The organism is Pantoea sp. GABEPS69 (assembly GCF_045780835.1).
Lineage (GTDB): Bacteria > Pseudomonadota > Gammaproteobacteria > Enterobacterales > Enterobacteriaceae > Pantoea > Pantoea septica.
Window position 1 is genome coordinate 2,954,888 of the sequence record NZ_CP118618.1, and the last position, 17,711, is coordinate 2,972,598.

The window sequence follows — 17,711 nt, forward strand, 5'->3', positions numbered from 1 at the left end:
TGCGCATGCACGCCCTGGGTATTACTGATAGGTGATAGTGAAATCTGATGTTGCGTTCGCAGTACCGGCCACAACCGTCGCCTTAGTGGCTTTATATTTCGCCACGAACGTCATGGTGTTGCTGTTTGCAGCGACGGCGGGCGACCCTGCGGAAGAGGTATCCAGCGTCAGGCTTTTAGACTGCGTGGCCAGCGGAACAGGCGTGACGCCATCCTCTTCATAAAGCGCGACACCCACCCCCTGCGCCGTCTGATCGCTGCTTAACGCCAGAATGTCAGAATCGATCGCGTCTGCCGTACCATCAAACTTAACGGAGGCAGAGGTTACCGCGGCCGGACAGTTGTTCAGCACAATGCTAAAACGCGTTGCTGCGGCTACCTGACCGACCCCAGTGAATGCGCTTTTAGGGATCTTGCCCAGGTTAACGGTCTGGGTGGCTGTGCTGGTATCAACAGTACAGGCCGAATCCAGAATCTCTCCGGTGAAATTAATGGTGCCGTCGGCCGCATGCGCTGCGAATGCGCTGCCCGTAACGACTGCCGCCGCCATCAGGTTGCGAATAGCATAAGTTAACTTTTTTTGCATAGGTCTATGTCCTCCGTATTGAATATATCTGCAGCGATGACATCTCGACGCAGAAAAAAGAAAATTCAGACAACCAAATTCACTTTCAACATATTTAAAAATTGAAATAAAAAACCCTGGCGTAACAGGGCAGGCAGCGCGAGCGCCTGCAATTCAAAATAGCAAAACCTTTATTTTTAAAAACGACTCGAAGTTAGAAGCGCAATTAACTGCTTCATCTCCAGACTGGTACCAAGAGAAAGCCGCTTTCTTAAGTAAAGCATTTTGTTAATATCACTCTTATTTTCGCAAACATAGTGACTATTTATCGGATCATAAACCGCCGTTAGAAACCTCATATGATCTTTCGATAACATGACAGACAACTGATGGTATAACGCCTCTTTCAATCCGTAATATTTTCCTGCCACCGGAAATCTGGAGGCCTGATCGCATACCTGATTGAGTTCCTTGATGGTTGTCACCAGCCAAAACAGTTTCAAATAATTATTTTCGGCTATCTCCTCAGGCGCAATAAAATAAATGTTCTTTATTCCTCCCCGAGCGCTTAACTGCGAGTAAATCCAGCGTATGTTTTCTCCGCACTCATGTAGGGTGTCGATAATAACGCAGGGTTTATCAAAAACCGTCGCGCAGACTAAAAATTCAAGTCGATTATCAAAAAAATATACCTGCCTGTCTTTAGCAGAGAGCGACGTTATCGCTTGTCGGATAGCAAAATTACGGGTAAATACCAGTACTGTCGTCAACGTCTATTCCTTTTGTAATAAAAAAAACACTTAACTAAGGCGAGGTTTTGACAACATATACGCGTTCCAGAACATCTTTCTCTACTTTATAGGCCTTTCCATTCAGCCTTAAAAAAGGATATCTTTCAAATCCCACACTATTAAATGCGAACTGAATTTTTTTTATCATGGAGAGCAAATATGATTTCGAGCAGCGCAGACCGTAATCTTCAAAGACATGCACAATAATGTCATTATCGTACACTACTCCGGCGTCCATTCCGGCAAGTAAATATTCGAATAGTCTGGCCTTTGTTGCTCCAAATCTTTTTATACGCCCATTTTTAATATTGATTAGCGTTCTGGTAGAAATTCGGTATTCCAGACTTTGAAATATATTGTATCCATAGAGAACCTTGTCAGAGACAAAAGGCATAATGACTCCTTAGGGGGTAACTATCCCATATCTATGACACCTTTTCCGTATGCGGGTGATAAGCTCACAGCCACCTGATACGTTAAAAATATTATTTCAATGAAGAAAGTGTGACAATGAGACAATTTTATAAAAAATAAAAACCAAAAAATAACAAAAACAGAACACAATAATCTGTCTTTATACAAATGGCAGATTTAAATCCCAAATGAAAACAAAATGTTATCTCCAGAAGAGTTGTTTTTACAAAAAATTAACCATAGATAATTTATCTAAATATTTCCTCATCTTGGTTAAAAATGCTAAAGATAAAAAATAAAACAACAAAATCAATTATTTAAATTGAATGCAGAAGTTTCTTAAATATTATCTTAACCAATGTAATTTAGGAATAGTCAGGACAATTCTTTAATCTCTGCTATAAACCCGCATACACAAATAAATTTAATTTTACAACCTACCCTATTTTGCACATTACCAGCCTCAAAAAACAACCATAAAACCATTGAAAAACAAAAAGATGTAAAAACAGGGCTCTTGATCAAATCCAGCAAAACGGCACTATTTCTGCATAATTAATCTGAATCAAAACCTGCGATTCATTTAACCTGAAGCATTATTAATCTTGCGACGTACCTCTGGGGCATAAGGATATTTACTGGTGACAGCAACTACTCCTTTATGAGTATTTTGGCGCTTAGTCACTTAAAACAATTAATAATGTCGCAATAATAACTTCGCGGGAGAAAGGCGTTAAAACCAGGCCGGATAATAAAGAGCCCTATAATGGAGAATGAGGTGATGGCCAGATGCTCAAAACAGCAGCGCCGCATAAAATATGCGGCGCTGCTGAATCAGAAGCCCACTCCCGTACAGTTAACGCCCTGACTGTTATTCAACCAGTCAAGGACGCACTGGTTATTGCCTTTGTCGAGATAGTTGAATTTAACGCTAAACTGATTGGTGGCCAGAATAGCGTCTACGGTCGGCACCCAGGTGCCATACTCTCCCGCGACGGCATACTGAGTTCCGTTTTTCCAGGGCTGGCTGAACCAGTTATCCGTTACGGTAATGGGGCCGCGCTCAGGCTGTCCTCGTACGCCGATTGAGGAGCGGTTATTTGTGCCGTACCGTCCGTAGTCGAACCAGTTTTGCGTCACCTCCATAAATGCGCCGGCAATGCCTTCTGGTTGGTACAGGTGCATATCAAACTGATGGAAAGCTCCGCGTTCGCCGCCGTTAAGCACCAGATTATGGTGCGCTGCATAGCCTTCGCCCGATCGGCCGTTTCCGGCAATCGAATGTCGGTTGCTGTTGAAGACGTTACAGGCGACTTCCGCGGTTGCGTTGCCATTTTGCGTCACCACCCCATAGCCGAGCCCCGATTTAATATTGTCATGAATGTAGCTGTGATGGACGCGTACGTCAGTGGCCGTTTTCACGCTTACCGCCGCCCATGGCCAGCCCCACATCTCCATATTGTCCACTTCGACATTGTGGCTGCCCGGCACGGTCTGAATGCCGATAGTGGAATTATTGGTGACGGTGCCTTTATAGGGTCCTTCATAGCGAAGGCCCGATATACGCGTGTTGCTGTCCATCGCGATAATAGGGAATTCATTTTTCAGCTCGCTTATATAGGGAATGCTGAGGCGCGCCCCGTCGCTGCCGTTCAGGCCGCGATCGCTGAAAATGGTGGTTCCGCTTTTGACAAACAGCGCGTTTTGCTGGACCGGCAGCTCAATTTCGACGTCGCCGGGAATGTAGATATAAGCGGTGCCGGCATCGACCAGCTTTTTCAGCGTGGCGTAATCCCGAGCTTCCTGATAGCTAACGCTGTTTTTATCAATCTGCTGCGCATAGCCGCTTCCGCCTCCAACGACCGAGCACTGCCCGCTGGCATCGAGCAGGTGGGTAGTCACCACGACGTTTAGCTCCAGCGGAGCGGAGACGTGACCTTTTTTATCCACCGCGCTAATCCTGACGGGATAGCGATTTTCGCCGCCGACCACAAAGCCAGGCAGCGTCAGTCGAAAGACGCCCTCCTTCTCGTTAATCGCGCCACCCGCCGCCCTGAAAGCGGAAGCGTCAATCTCATAGCGCGCAATGCCGTACAAACTCTGCACCTCCGGCGTCACCACTACGGTAGTGCTTTCGGGGCCGGTTACGGCGGTATCGGCGGTGATGGAGAACGGCGCCTGGCTGACGGAAATAGTCATGGTCACAGGTTCGCTGCTATTCCCCAGGGCATCTTTACCCGTGACGATAATGGCGTAGTGGTTACTCTCTATTGCCCGCCACTCAGGCATAACGAAGTGAAAGTCCGGCGGGGTTCCGGTGATTTTTCCTCCCGCGGCGATAAACTCTTCTGCGCTGAACTGAACTTCACTCGCCGTTGCGCCTTCAGAGACTACGTTAATCGATGCGTCCACCGTCTGCTGTTCGGTTCCCGTTAGCGTACCTGGCGCAGTTACTGCGATATTGACGGGTTGTACCTCCAGAGTCAGGCTTACCGGTTTTGACGAACGGCCCTGCTTATCCCAGGCGATAGCGGTCAGGGTATAGCGGTTATTGCCCTCTTTTTTCCACAAGGGCAAAGTGAAACGAAAGCTATTTGCGCCATCCTGGATAATTTTGCCTCCGGCATTAAAAAAGGCGTCGCCCTGCCACTCGATTCGGTCAATGCCTGCCTGAGCGCTGGTCTGTGGCGTCACCACAATTTGATCGCCCGATTTTCCCGTCAGGCTATCGTCGAGCACCATGTTAATGCTCGACGAGGCCACCGAAATGCGGGTCGTCACCGGCAAGGAGCGGTGGTTCTGGTCGTCAGCCGCAGTAACCGTAATCGCATACTGGTTGGCGCCTCCATCCGACCATGCCGGCAGCGTGAGCCACAGCTTATCTTTTTCGACGTCGACTTTTCCTCCGCTGGCGATAAATTCCGGCGCTTCCCACTCCAGCCGCGTCACGGTGGATTTTGCCTCTACCTTCAGCGGCAGCGCGATGCGTGTGCCTTCAGCGCCCGAAAGCTGTTGCGGCAGCGCCAGTACGATTGAGCGAGGCTCAACGACAATCGTTGCCGAAGCGGTATTGGAAATATTTCCCTCGCTGTCGGTTACCGTTACTTCCACTGGATAACGGTTTTCACCGCCAGCGCGATAGGGCGGCAGCGCCGCCTCATAGTTCAGGCTCGGGCTATCTGCTTTTACCGGCCGCGTTTGAATAAACTTGCCGCCAGCAGCCAGGAAGGCGGGCGCCTTCCACTCAACTTTACTTATGCTCTCTTCGCTGCGCACATTGAGCCCTGTCGCCAGGGTCTGGCCCTCTTCCCCTTTGAGATCTCCAGCCAGCGAGATTTTGACGTTCATCGGCAGCACCTCTACTTCAACGCGGAACGGTGCCGACAGATTGCCCTTTTCATCTGCCGCGCGTCCTTCAAGCTGATAGCGATTGGTACCGACAGGTCGCCATTCGGGCAGCGAGAGCAGATAGACGCCGTTTTCATACGCCACGCTGCCGCCTGCGGCGAAAAAATCATCGCCCCGCCAGCCAATTCCGGTAACGGTATAGCGTGAAGAGATATTCAGGTTGAGCGCCAGCTTGCTGCTTTCGATACCCGAAACCTTCTGGCTGGCGGCAATAGAAAACAGACGATCCTTTTTATATTCCAGAACGATAAAGTTGTTTCGGTCCACCAGATCGTAGCGGGATCCTGCCAGCGTACGGTTAAAGCGGACACGGTCGGGATCCAGCTGGGTCTTAAGCGGCGCTCCGAACTGCCAGGAGAGGTTAAGCCCTACGGAAAATTCATCTCGACCGCCGCGCGTATTAAGCGTTTTTTGCATCGAGAGGCCCAGCAGCGGCACGGGGGTATAACTGACGCCAACGGTAAGCAACTGAGGGTTCTTTTGCAGATCGTCCGGTCCAAAAACGCCGACCCGATCGCCATAATAACGCGCCCAGGAGAGCTTGCCGCCCAGCTGAGGTAAAGAAGGAAGCCACGCCTCCGTTCGGATATCAAAACCGTTCGCAACGCGCTCGTGATAATCGGTAAAATCCTGCGACCTTTTCCAGTCGCTAAGGCGGAAATATCCGTTGGCAGAGACGCGGAAAAAATCGCGGCCATATTCAAGACCGGTACCCAGACGCTTATGCTTACGGCTGATGTCATAGTCATAAAAAACGCTGGCGCCAAGCAGGGTGTTATCTGAGGGCCAGAATCGATAACCGAGCCCGATATTCGTCATCGTTCTGCCGTCAATGCGCCTTATACCTGTCTGAGAAAACAGCAGATGGCGGCGATTTTCGTTAAGGGGAAATAAAAAATCGAACTCGCTGCCGTCAAAATGCGAGCTGCTGAGATTGAGTCTGGCGCGGGCGGTGCCGAAAGAGGCCAGACTTTGCTGAACGGCAGAGCTAAATAGGCCGGAGGCCATGGTTCCCCCAACGGTGCCGAGACGATCCGCTGAAGCATCCTGGCCGAGCATTTGCGCCAGTTTGGCGCCTGCGCCCGCTCTCGCCTGCAGGCTCTTTTCTTCGCTGTGCTGCTGCTGCGTCTGGAAGGCGCGATAAACGCTCTCTCTCACCGTTAGCGACTCGTTGCGGGGGTCGTTAGCGCTGCCGACAGCCAGTCCTGGTTGAATAAATAAGACAATATAAAGTCCATGCTTACGCTTAAGACGAGGCGGGTAGCAAGCGACCATGCTGATAATAACTCCATTAAATAAAAGGCGTTCTCAAGCTGGAAAAAAAGGATATTTGAGAGCCATTAAGATTATTTTAAAAAATAAGCGCTGCTTTGTATAAATAACCACCAAGAAAATGATTCTTATAATTTTAATATTTCAGACACTTCTTAACAATCAGATAATTCATCACGTAAAATCCTATATCGATTAAATAAGATGCAGTCTGGTTTGCCGGGCATACCTGAATTAATAATGCTCTCTTCAGAACAGGCCTTGCGTATTTAGGATTATTTTAAAGGAGGAGGATTTTCAGATGGAAACTATCTATTTTTGCGGGCAGAAAACATTTATTGCTAAATTTTTTCGTCGTAACTCTGAATATGTTCTTTAATCCGTGCCCATTTTTGCGCACGCTTCTGTCTATTTAAGCGCTATTTTTATCCCCACATAGCTTTACCGGCTGGCTAATAAGCGGGCGAAGTCAAAGAAAAACGTTACTTTGCGATTTACGACAGTCGCGCGGACTGCAGCCAAACCAGCGCCGGAACGCGCGGGAGAAGGCGCTGACTTCAGAATAGCCCAGTAACAGCGCCATTTCTGACACCGACAGATGGTGTTGCTTCAGATAGTGGGTCGCCATTTCCTTGCGCACGCTGTCGACCAGGGCGGAAAAACAGGTCTGCTCATCGCGCAGCCGCCGCTGTAACGACCAGGCGGATAACCCCTGTTTCTCGGCGATCATTTCCAGCGAGGGTTCGCCGCTTAATAATTGAAGATGAATATCTGTGCGGGTTTGATTAACGGTGTCCTGATTTACCGCTGGCGGGCTGAGCCGACGGATCGCATCCTGCATAACCAGCAGCAGCATGGGATCGTGATCCGGCATTTTGCGGCTTAGATCCGTTTTAGCCACGATCATCGAGTTAAAGGGCTGATCAAAATAAACCGGCGCATCGAAGACTTTACAGTGTTCATGCCAGTGTTCAGGGCGCGGATGCTCAAAGTGGACTTCTCGCGGCGCCCAGTGCCGTCCTGCCGCGTGGCGAATCAGGTTAAGAAACATACCTAACGTCAACTCAGCATCCTGTCGGCGCAGCAGAATCGCGCCGTGACGCACCTGATAATCGAGTTGCCAGCAGTCGCCGTGCTCCGTCAGACGGATACAGGTATTGTGCTGATGCCAGGGAAACGCATTGACTACGTTGCGCAGCGCCTGTTCCAGCGTGGCCGAACATAAGCCGATATAGCCGATCAGTCCCAGAGACTGCGGGCGGAACTGATGGCCATACTGCAAACCGAAATTGTCCACGCCCGCCTGGCTGGCGGCTTCCTCCAGCACCCGGCAGTAATTCACCAGATCCAGACTCAGCGTCGGGCAGGCGAGCGTATCAGGATCGATGCCGCTGACGCCAAAAATGCGGTCCACATCGCCGCCCTGAGCGTTAATGAAATCGCCCAGTCCTGTCGCGGCGGCCGACAGGACGCCACGGTGCTGGTTTCCTGCGCTGGATAAGGCTGTGAGCGCCACCTCTGGAAATCTGCTGGTCATGATGTTTTCCGCCTGAAACTGAACATCTGTTATTTCTGCAAAAAACATACCAGCCGTCAGGCGCGTGATAACAGCGACTTAGCGCCGCCTCAGAATAGATTGCACTGCAATCATCCATTCAGGCACCGCCGGAGTGCGCTAAACGCCAATCGGCAAACGGGCGCCTTCGAGGTAGCGATGGCACAGGCGCAGCGTGTCGTTGGCCCAACCGCTGCCCAGGCTGCGGGCCATCTCCGTTTCGCTGTGGGAGGCCACCCAGGCCGTCAGCTGGATGCGGCGTTGAATCAGCAGCGAGGGGATCATAGCCAGCTCTTTATCGCTGACGTGCGCCACCTGCTCATAGCCGTTTAACCAGTTTTCCACCCACTGCGGCGCGCTCGGATGGTGCTCGACAAAGCTGATGGCAGCGGCAAGATCGTGCAAATACCAGCCCATTCCGCAGTCATCAAAATCAATGACCCGCGTTTCGCCTTTGTGAACCAGCAGATTCGTCAGCCGCAGGTCGGCATGAATCAAACCATAGCGATCGGGCGACTGGCCAAATGCCGCCATCTCGCGTCTCACATGAGCCAGCGTCTCTTCAACGACCGCGTGTTGCGACCGCGCCAGGCCAGCGACATCCCGCCAGTCGCCCCAGTGGCCAGCAGGAGAAACCATGGTGTGATGATCCCAGACGATACGGCGAAAGCCCTGCGGTTTTTGCCAGCGCCGGCTGTGGTGGTGCAGCTGCGCGGTGATGCGGCCTAACTGGCGAAATGCCGCCGGCTCGACCGCATCGGTGAGCATATCGCCCTCTATCCAGTGAAACAGCACGGCATAACGTTCGCCGCTGTCAGGCAGAGGAAGCGTCTGAATCCGGTTACCCTGCCCGTCGCTGACGGCAACCGGTACACAGATTTCAGCAGCCTGAAGGGCGTCCAGCCAGTGAAGCTCGCTTTCAATATCCTGCTTAGCGTGATAGTCGCCCCGATGAATACGCAACGCATAGCGGCTCTGCGGCGTGCTGACAGACAGGGTCGCGTTCTCAGAACGGCACAGCAGTCTGATCTCAGCGTGCAGACAGCCGGGATAGGCCTGCAATGCCTGATGGGCAAGCTGAAGAATGGCGTCGTTACTCAAGGTGTCATATTGCTTAATGCTCATATCTGGCTCCCTCTCTCTGCGTGTGGCTTCAGCATGGCGCTGAACCTTCCCTGCACGCTTGACAGGAGAGCAGGCAAAAATTGACTTCAGCAGAGTAACGACGGCCTGAGCTGGGGCGACTTGACCCCAGCCGACGAATTTCTGTTTTCTGCGGTCAAGTTTTTCTGTTAGCGCTGTGTCCATCATCTACCCGTCAGCTTTTAAGGCATCGCTTTTCACTTTACGCAGACGGGGAACGCAGTGATGAAAGAGAAACTGAAACCCACCCTGGGCACCCTGCAACTCTGGGGTATCGCCGTGGGACTGGTTATATCGGGCGAGTATTTTGGCTGGAGTTATGGCTGGGGCGCCGCGGGTACCCTGGGCTTTCTGGTCACGACGCTGTTTGTCGCCGCCATGTACACCTGTTTTATCTTCAGCTTTACCGAGCTGACGACCGCCATTCCGCAGGCAGGCGGGCCGTTTGCTTACAGCCGTCGCGCCTTCGGCGATACCGGTGGGTTGATTGCGGGCATTGCCACCTTAATCGAGTTTGTTTTCGCGCCCCCGGCCATCGCCATGGCGATAGGCGCCTACCTCAATGTGCAGTTTCCGGAAGTGAACCCCAAACTTATCGCGGTCTGCGCCTATCTGATCTTTATGGGCCTCAACATCATCGGAGTCAGCATTGCGGCAACCTTTGAGCTGCTGGTCACTTTGCTGGCGGTGATTGAACTGCTGGTGTTTATGGGCGTGGTGGCGCCAGGCTTCAGCCTGACGAACTTTGTGGCTCACGGCTGGGCGGGACAGGAGACATTCTCGCTGGCCTCGGTATCCGGCATATTTGCCGCTATTCCTTTTGCCATCTGGTTTTTCCTGGCCATCGAAGGCGTCGCGATGGCGGCCGAAGAGGCAAAAGATCCGCGTCGCACCATTCCCCGTGCCTATATCAGCGGCATTTTAACGCTGGTGGTGCTGGCGGTTGGCGTTATGGTGTTTGCAGGTGGCGCAGGCGACTGGCGCCCCCTCTCCGGCATCAACGATCCGCTGCCGCAGGCGATGAAAATGCTGGTAGGCAACGATTCGCGCTGGATGCATATGCTGGTATGGATTGGGCTGTTCGGTCTGATCGCCAGTTTTCACGGCATTATCATGGGCTACTCTCGCCAGTTCTTTGCGCTGGCGCGGGAAGGCTATTTGCCGCCGTCGCTGGCGAAGCTGTCGCGCTTTAACACGCCGCACCGCGCGATTCTGGCGGGCGGCGCGGTCGGCATCCTCGCGATTTTCTCTGACGGCATCAGCTTTCAGGGAATGAGCCTGACCGCAGCGATGATTACCATGTCGGTGTTTGGCGCCATCGTCATGTACATCATGAGCATGCTGAGCCTGTTTAAACTGCGTCGTACAGATCCGACCCTGCCGCGCAGCTATCGCGCGCCGGGTTACCCGGTGATCCCTGGCATTGCCCTGTGTGGATCGGTGATTTGTCTGATCGCGATGCTGTGGTTTAACCCGCAGATCGGCGCGCTGTTTGTCGGCTTTATGGTGACAGGCTATCTCTATTTCCTGACCACCCATTCCCGCCGCGGCGCCATCGCGCAGACCTCTGTTGCCGCAGAAGCCGACTAACGCATCTATAAGCCCTGCTGCGCGTAGCCTGCGGCAGGGCAGCACCAAGACCAAGGAGTCACGATGACGGTACGTTCAACCATAATGGATACCAACAGCTTTCGTGCTGAACACGCGGAAACGCTGGCGCCGGACATTCGACAGCTGACCGATAAGCGCAGCCGGGTGCTGGGGGAGTCCTATCGGCTGTTTTATCGCAACCCGGTGCATCTGGTGCGCGGAGAGGGCCAGTATCTTTGGGATAAGGCGGGCAATCAGTATCTGGATATGTACAACAACGTGGCCAGTATTGGTCACTGTCATCCGGCGGTCGTAGAGGCGGTGCATCAACAGATGATGCAGCTGAATACGCATACGCGTTATCTGCACGAGTCGATCCTGGCATACAGCGATCGCATTCTGGCCACCCTGCCCGCTGAAATCGATCGCGCCATGTATATGTGTACCGGCTCCGAAGCGAACGATCTGGCTATCCGCATTGCCCAGTGCTGGAGCGGCGGCACCGGGATCATCGTATCCAGAGAAGCCTATCACGGCACCAGCGCGCTCACCTCCGGCGTCTCGCCCGCGCTGGGCAGCGGCCAGCCGCTTTCAGCGCATACCCGCCTGGTGGCGCCGCCCGACTTTTATCGCGTTCAGACGACGGACCAGGGTGCATGGTTCGCGCGGGAAATTCAGCAGCAGATCGACGATATGGCCGCGCACGGCATCAAGTTTGCCGGTTTTCTGGCCGATTCGATCTTCTCGTCAGACGGCGTATTACCCGGCCAGCCAGGCTTTTTAAAGCAGGCGATTGATGTCGTGCATCAGAACGGCGGAATTTTTATCGCTGACGAAGTGCAGCCAGGTTTTGCCCGCACCGGCGAGGCCTTTTGGGGCTTTGCCCGACACGGCGTGGTGCCCGATGTGGTCACCACCGGCAAACCTATGGGGAACGGCATTCCGGTGTCGGGGCTAATGGCGAAAGCGCCGGTGCTGGCGGCGTTTAGCGATGCGCTGCCCTACTTTAATACCTTTGGCGGCAATCCGGTCTCCATGGCGGCGGCCCATGCGGTGATGGATGTCATTGAGCAGGAAGCGCTTCAGGCGCACAGCCTGACAACCGGCGCTGCGCTGCTGGCGGCCCTGCAATCGCTGCAGGCGGCTTACCCCTGCATCGGCGAAGTGCGTGGCGCAGGGCTGTTTATCGGGTTTGAACTGGTGAAGGACAGGGAAAGCAAGCTGCCTGACAAGCGTCTGGCGCTCGACCTGGTGGAGGCGCTACGCGAAGAGTTTGTGCTGACCTCCGTCGCCGGGCCCTACGGCAACGTGCTGAAAATCCGCCCGCCGCTCTGTTTCCAGACGCACGATATCGACTGGGTGGTCAGCGCGATGGATCGCTGTCTGAGGAAGTTGCAGGGGTGAACTTAACCCCATTTTACCGTCCGCTATGCGCGCATAGCGGACTCATATCTTAATGAAACAAACCCGGATAGCAGTGGGCTATTCCTTCAGCCATTTTTCCAGCTGCTCAATTTCAGCTTTCTGCGCTTTGATGACAGCTTCGGCCATTTTTCTCATCTCAGGATCTTTTCCATATTTTAGCTCTGTTTCCGCCATGGCTATCGCCCCTTTATGATGCTCAGCCATACCTTTTGCGAATGCCCGGTCAGCATCCGGCTCCTTCATTGCCTCCATCATGCCATGATGCATATTTTGCATGCCCGACATGTACTCTTTTGACGCCGGAGAGAGAGGCATGGACTGCGTCATGTTCATACCGGGCTTCTGCGCCATAGCCGCAGCCGGCAGTACAACCAGCAGAGAAATCAGAACGGTGCGTAAATTTTTCATGGCTTATTCCTTCTTAGCGCCAGAGGTCTTGAGGGTTGGCCGGGAGATCCAGCTTATGCAGATAAGAACTATCCCGATCGCCGCGTTATCAATCGCGTTATCGGTCATGGCAGCTAAGCTTAGTCGACACTCACTCGGCCGGGCAGCCGTTCCTTTCCGGACGCAAGCAGGAGAAGATCATGAAAGCAGTTATTTACAACGGTCCCTATGATGTAAAAGTAAAAGAGGTGCCGGATGCGAAAATCGTCCGCCCCACAGATGTCCTTGTCCGCATTACCACCACCAACATCTGTGGCTCTGATTTGCACATGTATGAGGGCCGGACCAGCTTTGAGCAGGGCCGTATTTTAGGGCACGAAAACCTGGGTGAAGTGGTTGAAATTGGCTCAGGGGTTGAGCGCGTCAAGGTCGGAGACTACGTCTGTCTGCCGTTCAACATCGGATGCGGTTTTTGCGAGAATTGTGAGAAAGGTTTGACGGGCTTCTGTCTTACAGCCAATCCGGGAACCGCAGGCGCTGCTTATGGGTTTGCTGAAATGGGCGCGTGGGAAGGCGGTCAGGCGGAGCTGCTTCGGGTCCCCTTCGCGGACTTTAACTGCCTCGTGCTCCCGCCTGACGCAGTAGAAAAAGAAGATGATTATGTGATGCTCTCTGACATCTTTCCTACCGGTTGGCACGCAACAGAACTCGCAGGATTAAAGCCAGGCGAAAGCGTAGCCATTTACGGCGCGGGGCCGGTGGGTCTGATGGCTGCCCATTCAGCCATCATAAAAGGTGCTTCACAGGTGTTTGTGGTGGATACACACAAAGACCGTTTGGCCCTGGCGGAGAAACTGGGAGCGACGGCCATCAATGCGACCGGCGATGAAGCCGTACAAAGAATTCTCGACCTGACGGATGGACGTGGCACCGATTGCGGCTGTGAGTGTGTGGGCTACCAGTGCTGTAACAAACATGGCCATGAAGACAATTCGATCACGATGAACAGTCTTGTGGCGTCAACCAAAGCAACCGGGGGAATTGGTGTGGTTGGCGTATTTATACCTCAGGATCCGGGAGCGGCCTCAGACCTCGCCAAACAAGGTAAAATGCCTTTTGATTTCGGAAGCTTTTGGTTTAAAGGACAGGCAATACGTACCGGGCAGGCCAACGTCAAAGCCTATAATCGTCAACTGGCCCGTCTAATCCATCAGGGTAAAGCCAGCCCGGGCGACATCATCTCACACCGCCTTTCGCTTGAAGAGGCGCCTACGGGATATAAACATTTTGACGATCGCGACGAAGGATGGACAAAGGTTATCCTTAAACCTTAACTGACGTTGGCCAGTAGAAAATAACATCTGAAATGTGGATGTCGACAGGATACCCTTGCGTATCCTGTCATCGTGCGACTCTTCCTCTGTCAGGCAATTATCGATGCAATACGGCTGCAGCCGCTATTGTCTGTTGCAGTTTATATGGCTGTGCCAGGATGGTTTTGAAATGAACGGATCGTGTTTGTGTGGAGCAGTCGTATTTGAACTAGCTGAAAAGCCTGCCCTGTTTTATCGTTGCCATTGCTCGCTTTGCAGAAAGCAGAGTGGCGTCGGCTACAATCTTGCCACGCTGGTGAAAAGCGCCGGATTCAGGTGGATTAACGGCGAAAACGGCATTGTTTCATGGTCAAAACCGACTGGCTACCGGACAGATTTTTGCAGCCTGTGCGGCTCAACGGTGCCTAACCCCTTGCGCGGCGAGCCTTATGTCTGGATCCCCGTTGGCTTGCTGGATGAGCGGCTTGAAATGCAATGCGCAGGAGACTTCTGTACTGATGATGCCATGCCCTGGGATAAGACGCGCTCACCTCAATGCCATGCCGGACCTGTCGACTCGCTGGCGTCACTTTTAACGTGCCTGAAACTCACTTCCTGAAGATTGGCGACGGCAATCAAGCGGACGTTTCAGTAAAGAGTCACCTCAGGGCAGCAATGACTGCCCTGAGCCGATCGATCAGGCTTTATTAACTCTTTTTAGCGCGCCACTCAGCCTTTGCACCCCAGAAGTAACAATGACAAAGAACGCCGGCACGAAGAAGATGGCCAGCAGCGTGCCGCTTATCATCCCGCCAAAAACGCCTGTACCAATGGCATTCTGGGTGCTTTTACTGGCGCCGCTCGCCAGCATCAGCGGCACCACGCCAAGGGTAAAAGCCAGCGACGTCATGATAATGGGGCGCAGGCGTAACCGGGCGGCCTCTCTGGCGGCCTCAGCTAGCGGTTTACCCTGCGCATAAAGCTGCCGGGCAAACTCTACGATCAGGATGGCGTTTTTAGTGGAAAGTCCGATGAGCGTAATCATGCCGACCTTGAAAAAAACGTCATTAGACATCCCCGCGATAAACACCGCCAGCAGCGCGCCAGCCATACCCAGCGGAACGACAAGAATGACTGAAAGCGGCACGGACCAGCTCTCATACAGCGCGGCAAGCACCAGGAAAACAACAAGCACGGATAAGGCTATCAGCAAGGGCATCTGCGCCGCCGTGCTGCGCTCCTGCAGCGAGGCGCCGGTCCACTCGGCGAAATAGCCTGTCGGCAATGATGCCGCGAGTTTATTCATCTCAGCCATCGCCGCGCCGCTGGCGTAACCGTCGCCGGGGCTGCCAGCGATTTTAATGGCGGGATAGCCCTGATAACGATTGAGCTGCTGCGGCGACTGCGACCAGTTTGCCGTGACAAAGGCCGACAGCGGTACCATCTCGCCCGAAGCATTCCTGACGTAGAGCTTGAGTAAATCCGCCAGCTGCATGCGGTAGGCGGAATCCGCCTGCACAATAACCTGCTGCACGCGCCCGTTATCCACGTAGTCATTCACGTAATTTGAGCCGATGGCGGCTGACAGCATCTGATTAATGTCGTCAAAGCTGACGCCCATCGCCTGCGCTTTTTCCCTGTCCACCTCAAGCGCGGCGCTGACGCCCTCGGGCAACCCCTCAATGTAGACATCTCTCACCACGCCGCTCTGGTTGGCCTTTTCCGTCAGCGCTGTGGCCGCCTGCAACAAGGCGGCGTAGCCGCGACCGGCGCGATCCTCGAGGTAAAGATTAAAACCTGATGACGTCCCCATATCGGAGATGGCGGGCGGCATCAGGCTCATTACCGTGGCGGCAGCGTCGTTGCTCATGGTGGTCTGAACAAATTCCGCTTCGCCATCCGCGGTTGCGCCCTGCCGCTCGCCCCAGTCCTTCAACGTAGTAAAGGCCATCGCGGTGTTCGGGCCGGAGCCGGAAAAACCAAAGCCGAAAATAGAGATATTGCTGGCAATGCCGGGCCTTTCCATAATCGCTTTTTCAAGCCGATCGACCACATAGCGGGTTCTTTCCTGCGTGGCGTCTGACGGCAGCTGGATCGACGTCATAAAGTAGCCCTGATCCTCATCGGGAATAAACGATGAAGGCAGCGCCGACCAGGCAGCAAAAATTACCGCGCACAGCACCGCGTAAATCAGCATGACGCGGCCGCTGCGGCGCAGCGTGGCGTGCAATCCTCGCTCATAGCGGGCGGTCAGGGCATTGAAGCGGCGGTTAAACCAGCCTGCAAAGCCCCTCTTCTCCTCGCCGTGCTGCGCAATCGGCTTCAGCAGCGAAGCGCACAGCGCGGGAGTCATGGTCAGCGCAAGGAAAGCCGAGAACAGAATAGAAACGGCCATGGAGAGCGTGAACTGGCGATAGATAACGCCGACCGAGCCGGTCGCGAACCCCATCGGGATAAACACGGCGGTCAGCACCAGCGTAATGCCGATAATCGCCGGCGTGATCTCGCGCATCGCCTCACGCGTCGCCTCTTTCGGCGACAGACCTTTTTCCGCCATCAGGCGCTCAACGCTCTCCACCACCACAATCGCATCGTCCACGATGATGCCGATGGCCAGCACCATGCCGAACATGGTCAGCACATTAATGGAAAAACCGCTCACCAGCATCACGGTAAAGGTGCCGAGCAGCGCCACCGGCGCAACAATCGCCGGAATAAAGGTGTAGCGCAGATTTTGCAGAAACAGCAGCATCACCAGGAAAACCAGCACCATGGCTTCAATAAAGGTGTGTATGACTTTCTCAATCGAGAGCTTCACAAAAGGCGCGGTATCAAACGGCACCGAGAACGCCATGCCCTGCGGCAGCACCGTTGAGAGTTCATTCAGTCGTGAACGCACGCCTTCTGCGGTGCTGACGGCATTGGCGCCGGGCATCAGCTGAATCGCTGCGGCCGTGGCGGCGTGTCCATTTTCGCGAATAGCGAACGCGTAGCTTTGCAGCCCCTGCTCCACGCGCGCCACGTCAGCCAGCCGGACGCGCGAGCCGTTATTCAGCGCCTTAAGCGTAATGTTGCGGAAATCTTCCACCGAACTGAGCTGTCCGCGCACCGTGAGCGGGTAAGTAACGGATTGTCCGGGCTGCGCCGGTTCATCGCCGATTCTGCCGGGCGAGACCTGTGCGTTTTGCTGGCTCAGGGCAGTAGTAACGTCGCTGACCGACAGCTTATAGTTGAACAGTTTGATTGGATCCAGCCATATGCGCATCGCTTTCTCCGCGCCGAACAGCTGAACTTTGCCGACGCCCGGCACGCGCCGCAGCTCCTCAGAAACGTTACGCGCAAAATAGTCGCTCAGGTCCTGCTCGCTGAACTGCCCCGTGGGCGAACGCAGCCCGACAATCATCAGAAAGCCTGAGTTGGCCGCCTCTACGTTCAGCCCGTTCTGGCGGACGGTTTGCGGCAGACGCGGTTCAACCACCTTGATTTTGTTCTGCACATCAACCTGAGCGAGCCTGATGTCCGTGCCGGGTTTAAAGGTCACCGTGATGCTGGCCGTGCCAGAGGTATCGCTTGAAGACTCAAAGTAGAGCATGTCGTCGACGCTGGAGATCTCTCTTTCAATCAGCGAGATAACCGACTCATTCATGGTTTCCGGCGTGGCGCCTGGATAGGTTACCGTAATGCTGACGCTCGGCGGCGCCACCGACGGATACTGCGCCACAGGCAGCTGCGGAATGGCAATGAGGCCTGCCAGGACGATAAACAGGGCGATAACCCAGGCAAAAACAGGCCTTTCAATAAAGAATTGCGGCATCGGTATATCCGGTGGTTAAGCGGCAGGAGATCATT

The 17,711-nt window shown here is 53.8% G+C and carries 12 protein-coding genes; 4 read left to right on the top strand and 8 right to left on the bottom strand.

The window, feature by feature from the left end; all coding sequences use genetic code 11:
* Positions 1-21: 21 nt before the first annotated feature.
* The 6 genes from PVE98_RS14500 to PVE98_RS14525 form a co-directional block, all read right to left on the bottom strand.
* Positions 22-585 (bottom strand): fimbrial protein, encoded by a 564-nt coding sequence (locus tag PVE98_RS14500; RefSeq protein ID WP_096072737.1) that lies wholly within the window; start codon positions 583-585, stop codon positions 22-24.
* Between the two features lie 176 nt (positions 586-761).
* A complete protein-coding gene (locus tag PVE98_RS14505) occupies positions 762-1,334 on the bottom strand; it encodes a hypothetical protein (RefSeq protein ID WP_096072736.1) in 573 nt (190 codons plus the stop codon).
* A 34-nt stretch (positions 1,335-1,368) separates the two neighbouring features.
* Complete coding sequence (locus tag PVE98_RS14510; RefSeq protein WP_096072735.1) at positions 1,369-1,749, bottom strand: hypothetical protein; 381 nt, start codon at positions 1,747-1,749, stop codon at positions 1,369-1,371.
* 854 nt (positions 1,750-2,603) lie between these two features.
* A complete protein-coding gene (locus PVE98_RS14515; protein WP_187143622.1) occupies positions 2,604-6,335 on the bottom strand; it encodes an inverse autotransporter beta domain-containing protein in 3,732 nt (1,243 codons plus the stop codon).
* 583 nt (positions 6,336-6,918) lie between these two features.
* Positions 6,919-7,986, bottom strand: coding sequence for an AraC family transcriptional regulator (locus PVE98_RS14520; protein ID WP_096073879.1), 1,068 nt, complete (start codon positions 7,984-7,986; stop codon positions 6,919-6,921).
* A gap of 138 nt (positions 7,987-8,124) precedes the next feature.
* Entirely contained in the window at positions 8,125-9,129 is a 1,005-nt protein-coding gene (locus PVE98_RS14525) for a phosphotransferase enzyme family protein (protein WP_096072733.1), read from the bottom strand.
* A gap of 243 nt (positions 9,130-9,372) precedes the next feature.
* Here PVE98_RS14525 and eat point away from each other — a divergent pair, with 243 nt between their 5' ends.
* Positions 9,373-10,737, top strand: coding sequence for an ethanolamine permease (eat, locus tag PVE98_RS14530; RefSeq protein ID WP_096072732.1), 1,365 nt, complete (start codon positions 9,373-9,375; stop codon positions 10,735-10,737).
* Positions 10,738-10,800: 63 nt separating this feature from the next.
* The gene (locus tag PVE98_RS14535) at positions 10,801-12,141 is read left to right on the top strand and encodes an aspartate aminotransferase family protein (RefSeq protein WP_096072731.1); all 1,341 of its coding nucleotides are present in this window, start codon (positions 10,801-10,803) and stop codon (positions 12,139-12,141) included.
* Positions 12,142-12,219: 78 nt separating this feature from the next.
* Here the strand turns inward: PVE98_RS14535 and PVE98_RS14540 are convergent, their stop codons facing one another.
* Complete coding sequence (locus PVE98_RS14540; RefSeq protein ID WP_096072730.1) at positions 12,220-12,570, bottom strand: DUF305 domain-containing protein; 351 nt, start codon at positions 12,568-12,570, stop codon at positions 12,220-12,222.
* A gap of 179 nt (positions 12,571-12,749) precedes the next feature.
* Here PVE98_RS14540 and PVE98_RS14545 point away from each other — a divergent pair, with 179 nt between their 5' ends.
* Both PVE98_RS14545 and PVE98_RS14550 read left to right on the top strand, forming a co-directional pair.
* Positions 12,750-13,883: a glutathione-independent formaldehyde dehydrogenase gene (locus PVE98_RS14545; protein WP_033752588.1), complete on the top strand. Its 1,134-nt coding sequence runs from the start codon at positions 12,750-12,752 to the stop codon at positions 13,881-13,883.
* A 169-nt stretch (positions 13,884-14,052) separates the two neighbouring features.
* Entirely contained in the window at positions 14,053-14,481 is a 429-nt protein-coding gene (locus PVE98_RS14550; protein WP_072010452.1) for a GFA family protein, read from the top strand.
* 78 nt (positions 14,482-14,559) lie between these two features.
* Here PVE98_RS14550 and PVE98_RS14555 read toward each other — a convergent pair whose 3' ends face one another.
* Positions 14,560-17,676, bottom strand: a complete 3,117-nt coding sequence (locus PVE98_RS14555) for a multidrug efflux RND transporter permease subunit (protein WP_096072729.1) — start codon at positions 17,674-17,676, stop codon at positions 14,560-14,562.
* Between the last annotated feature and the right edge of the window lie 35 nt (positions 17,677-17,711).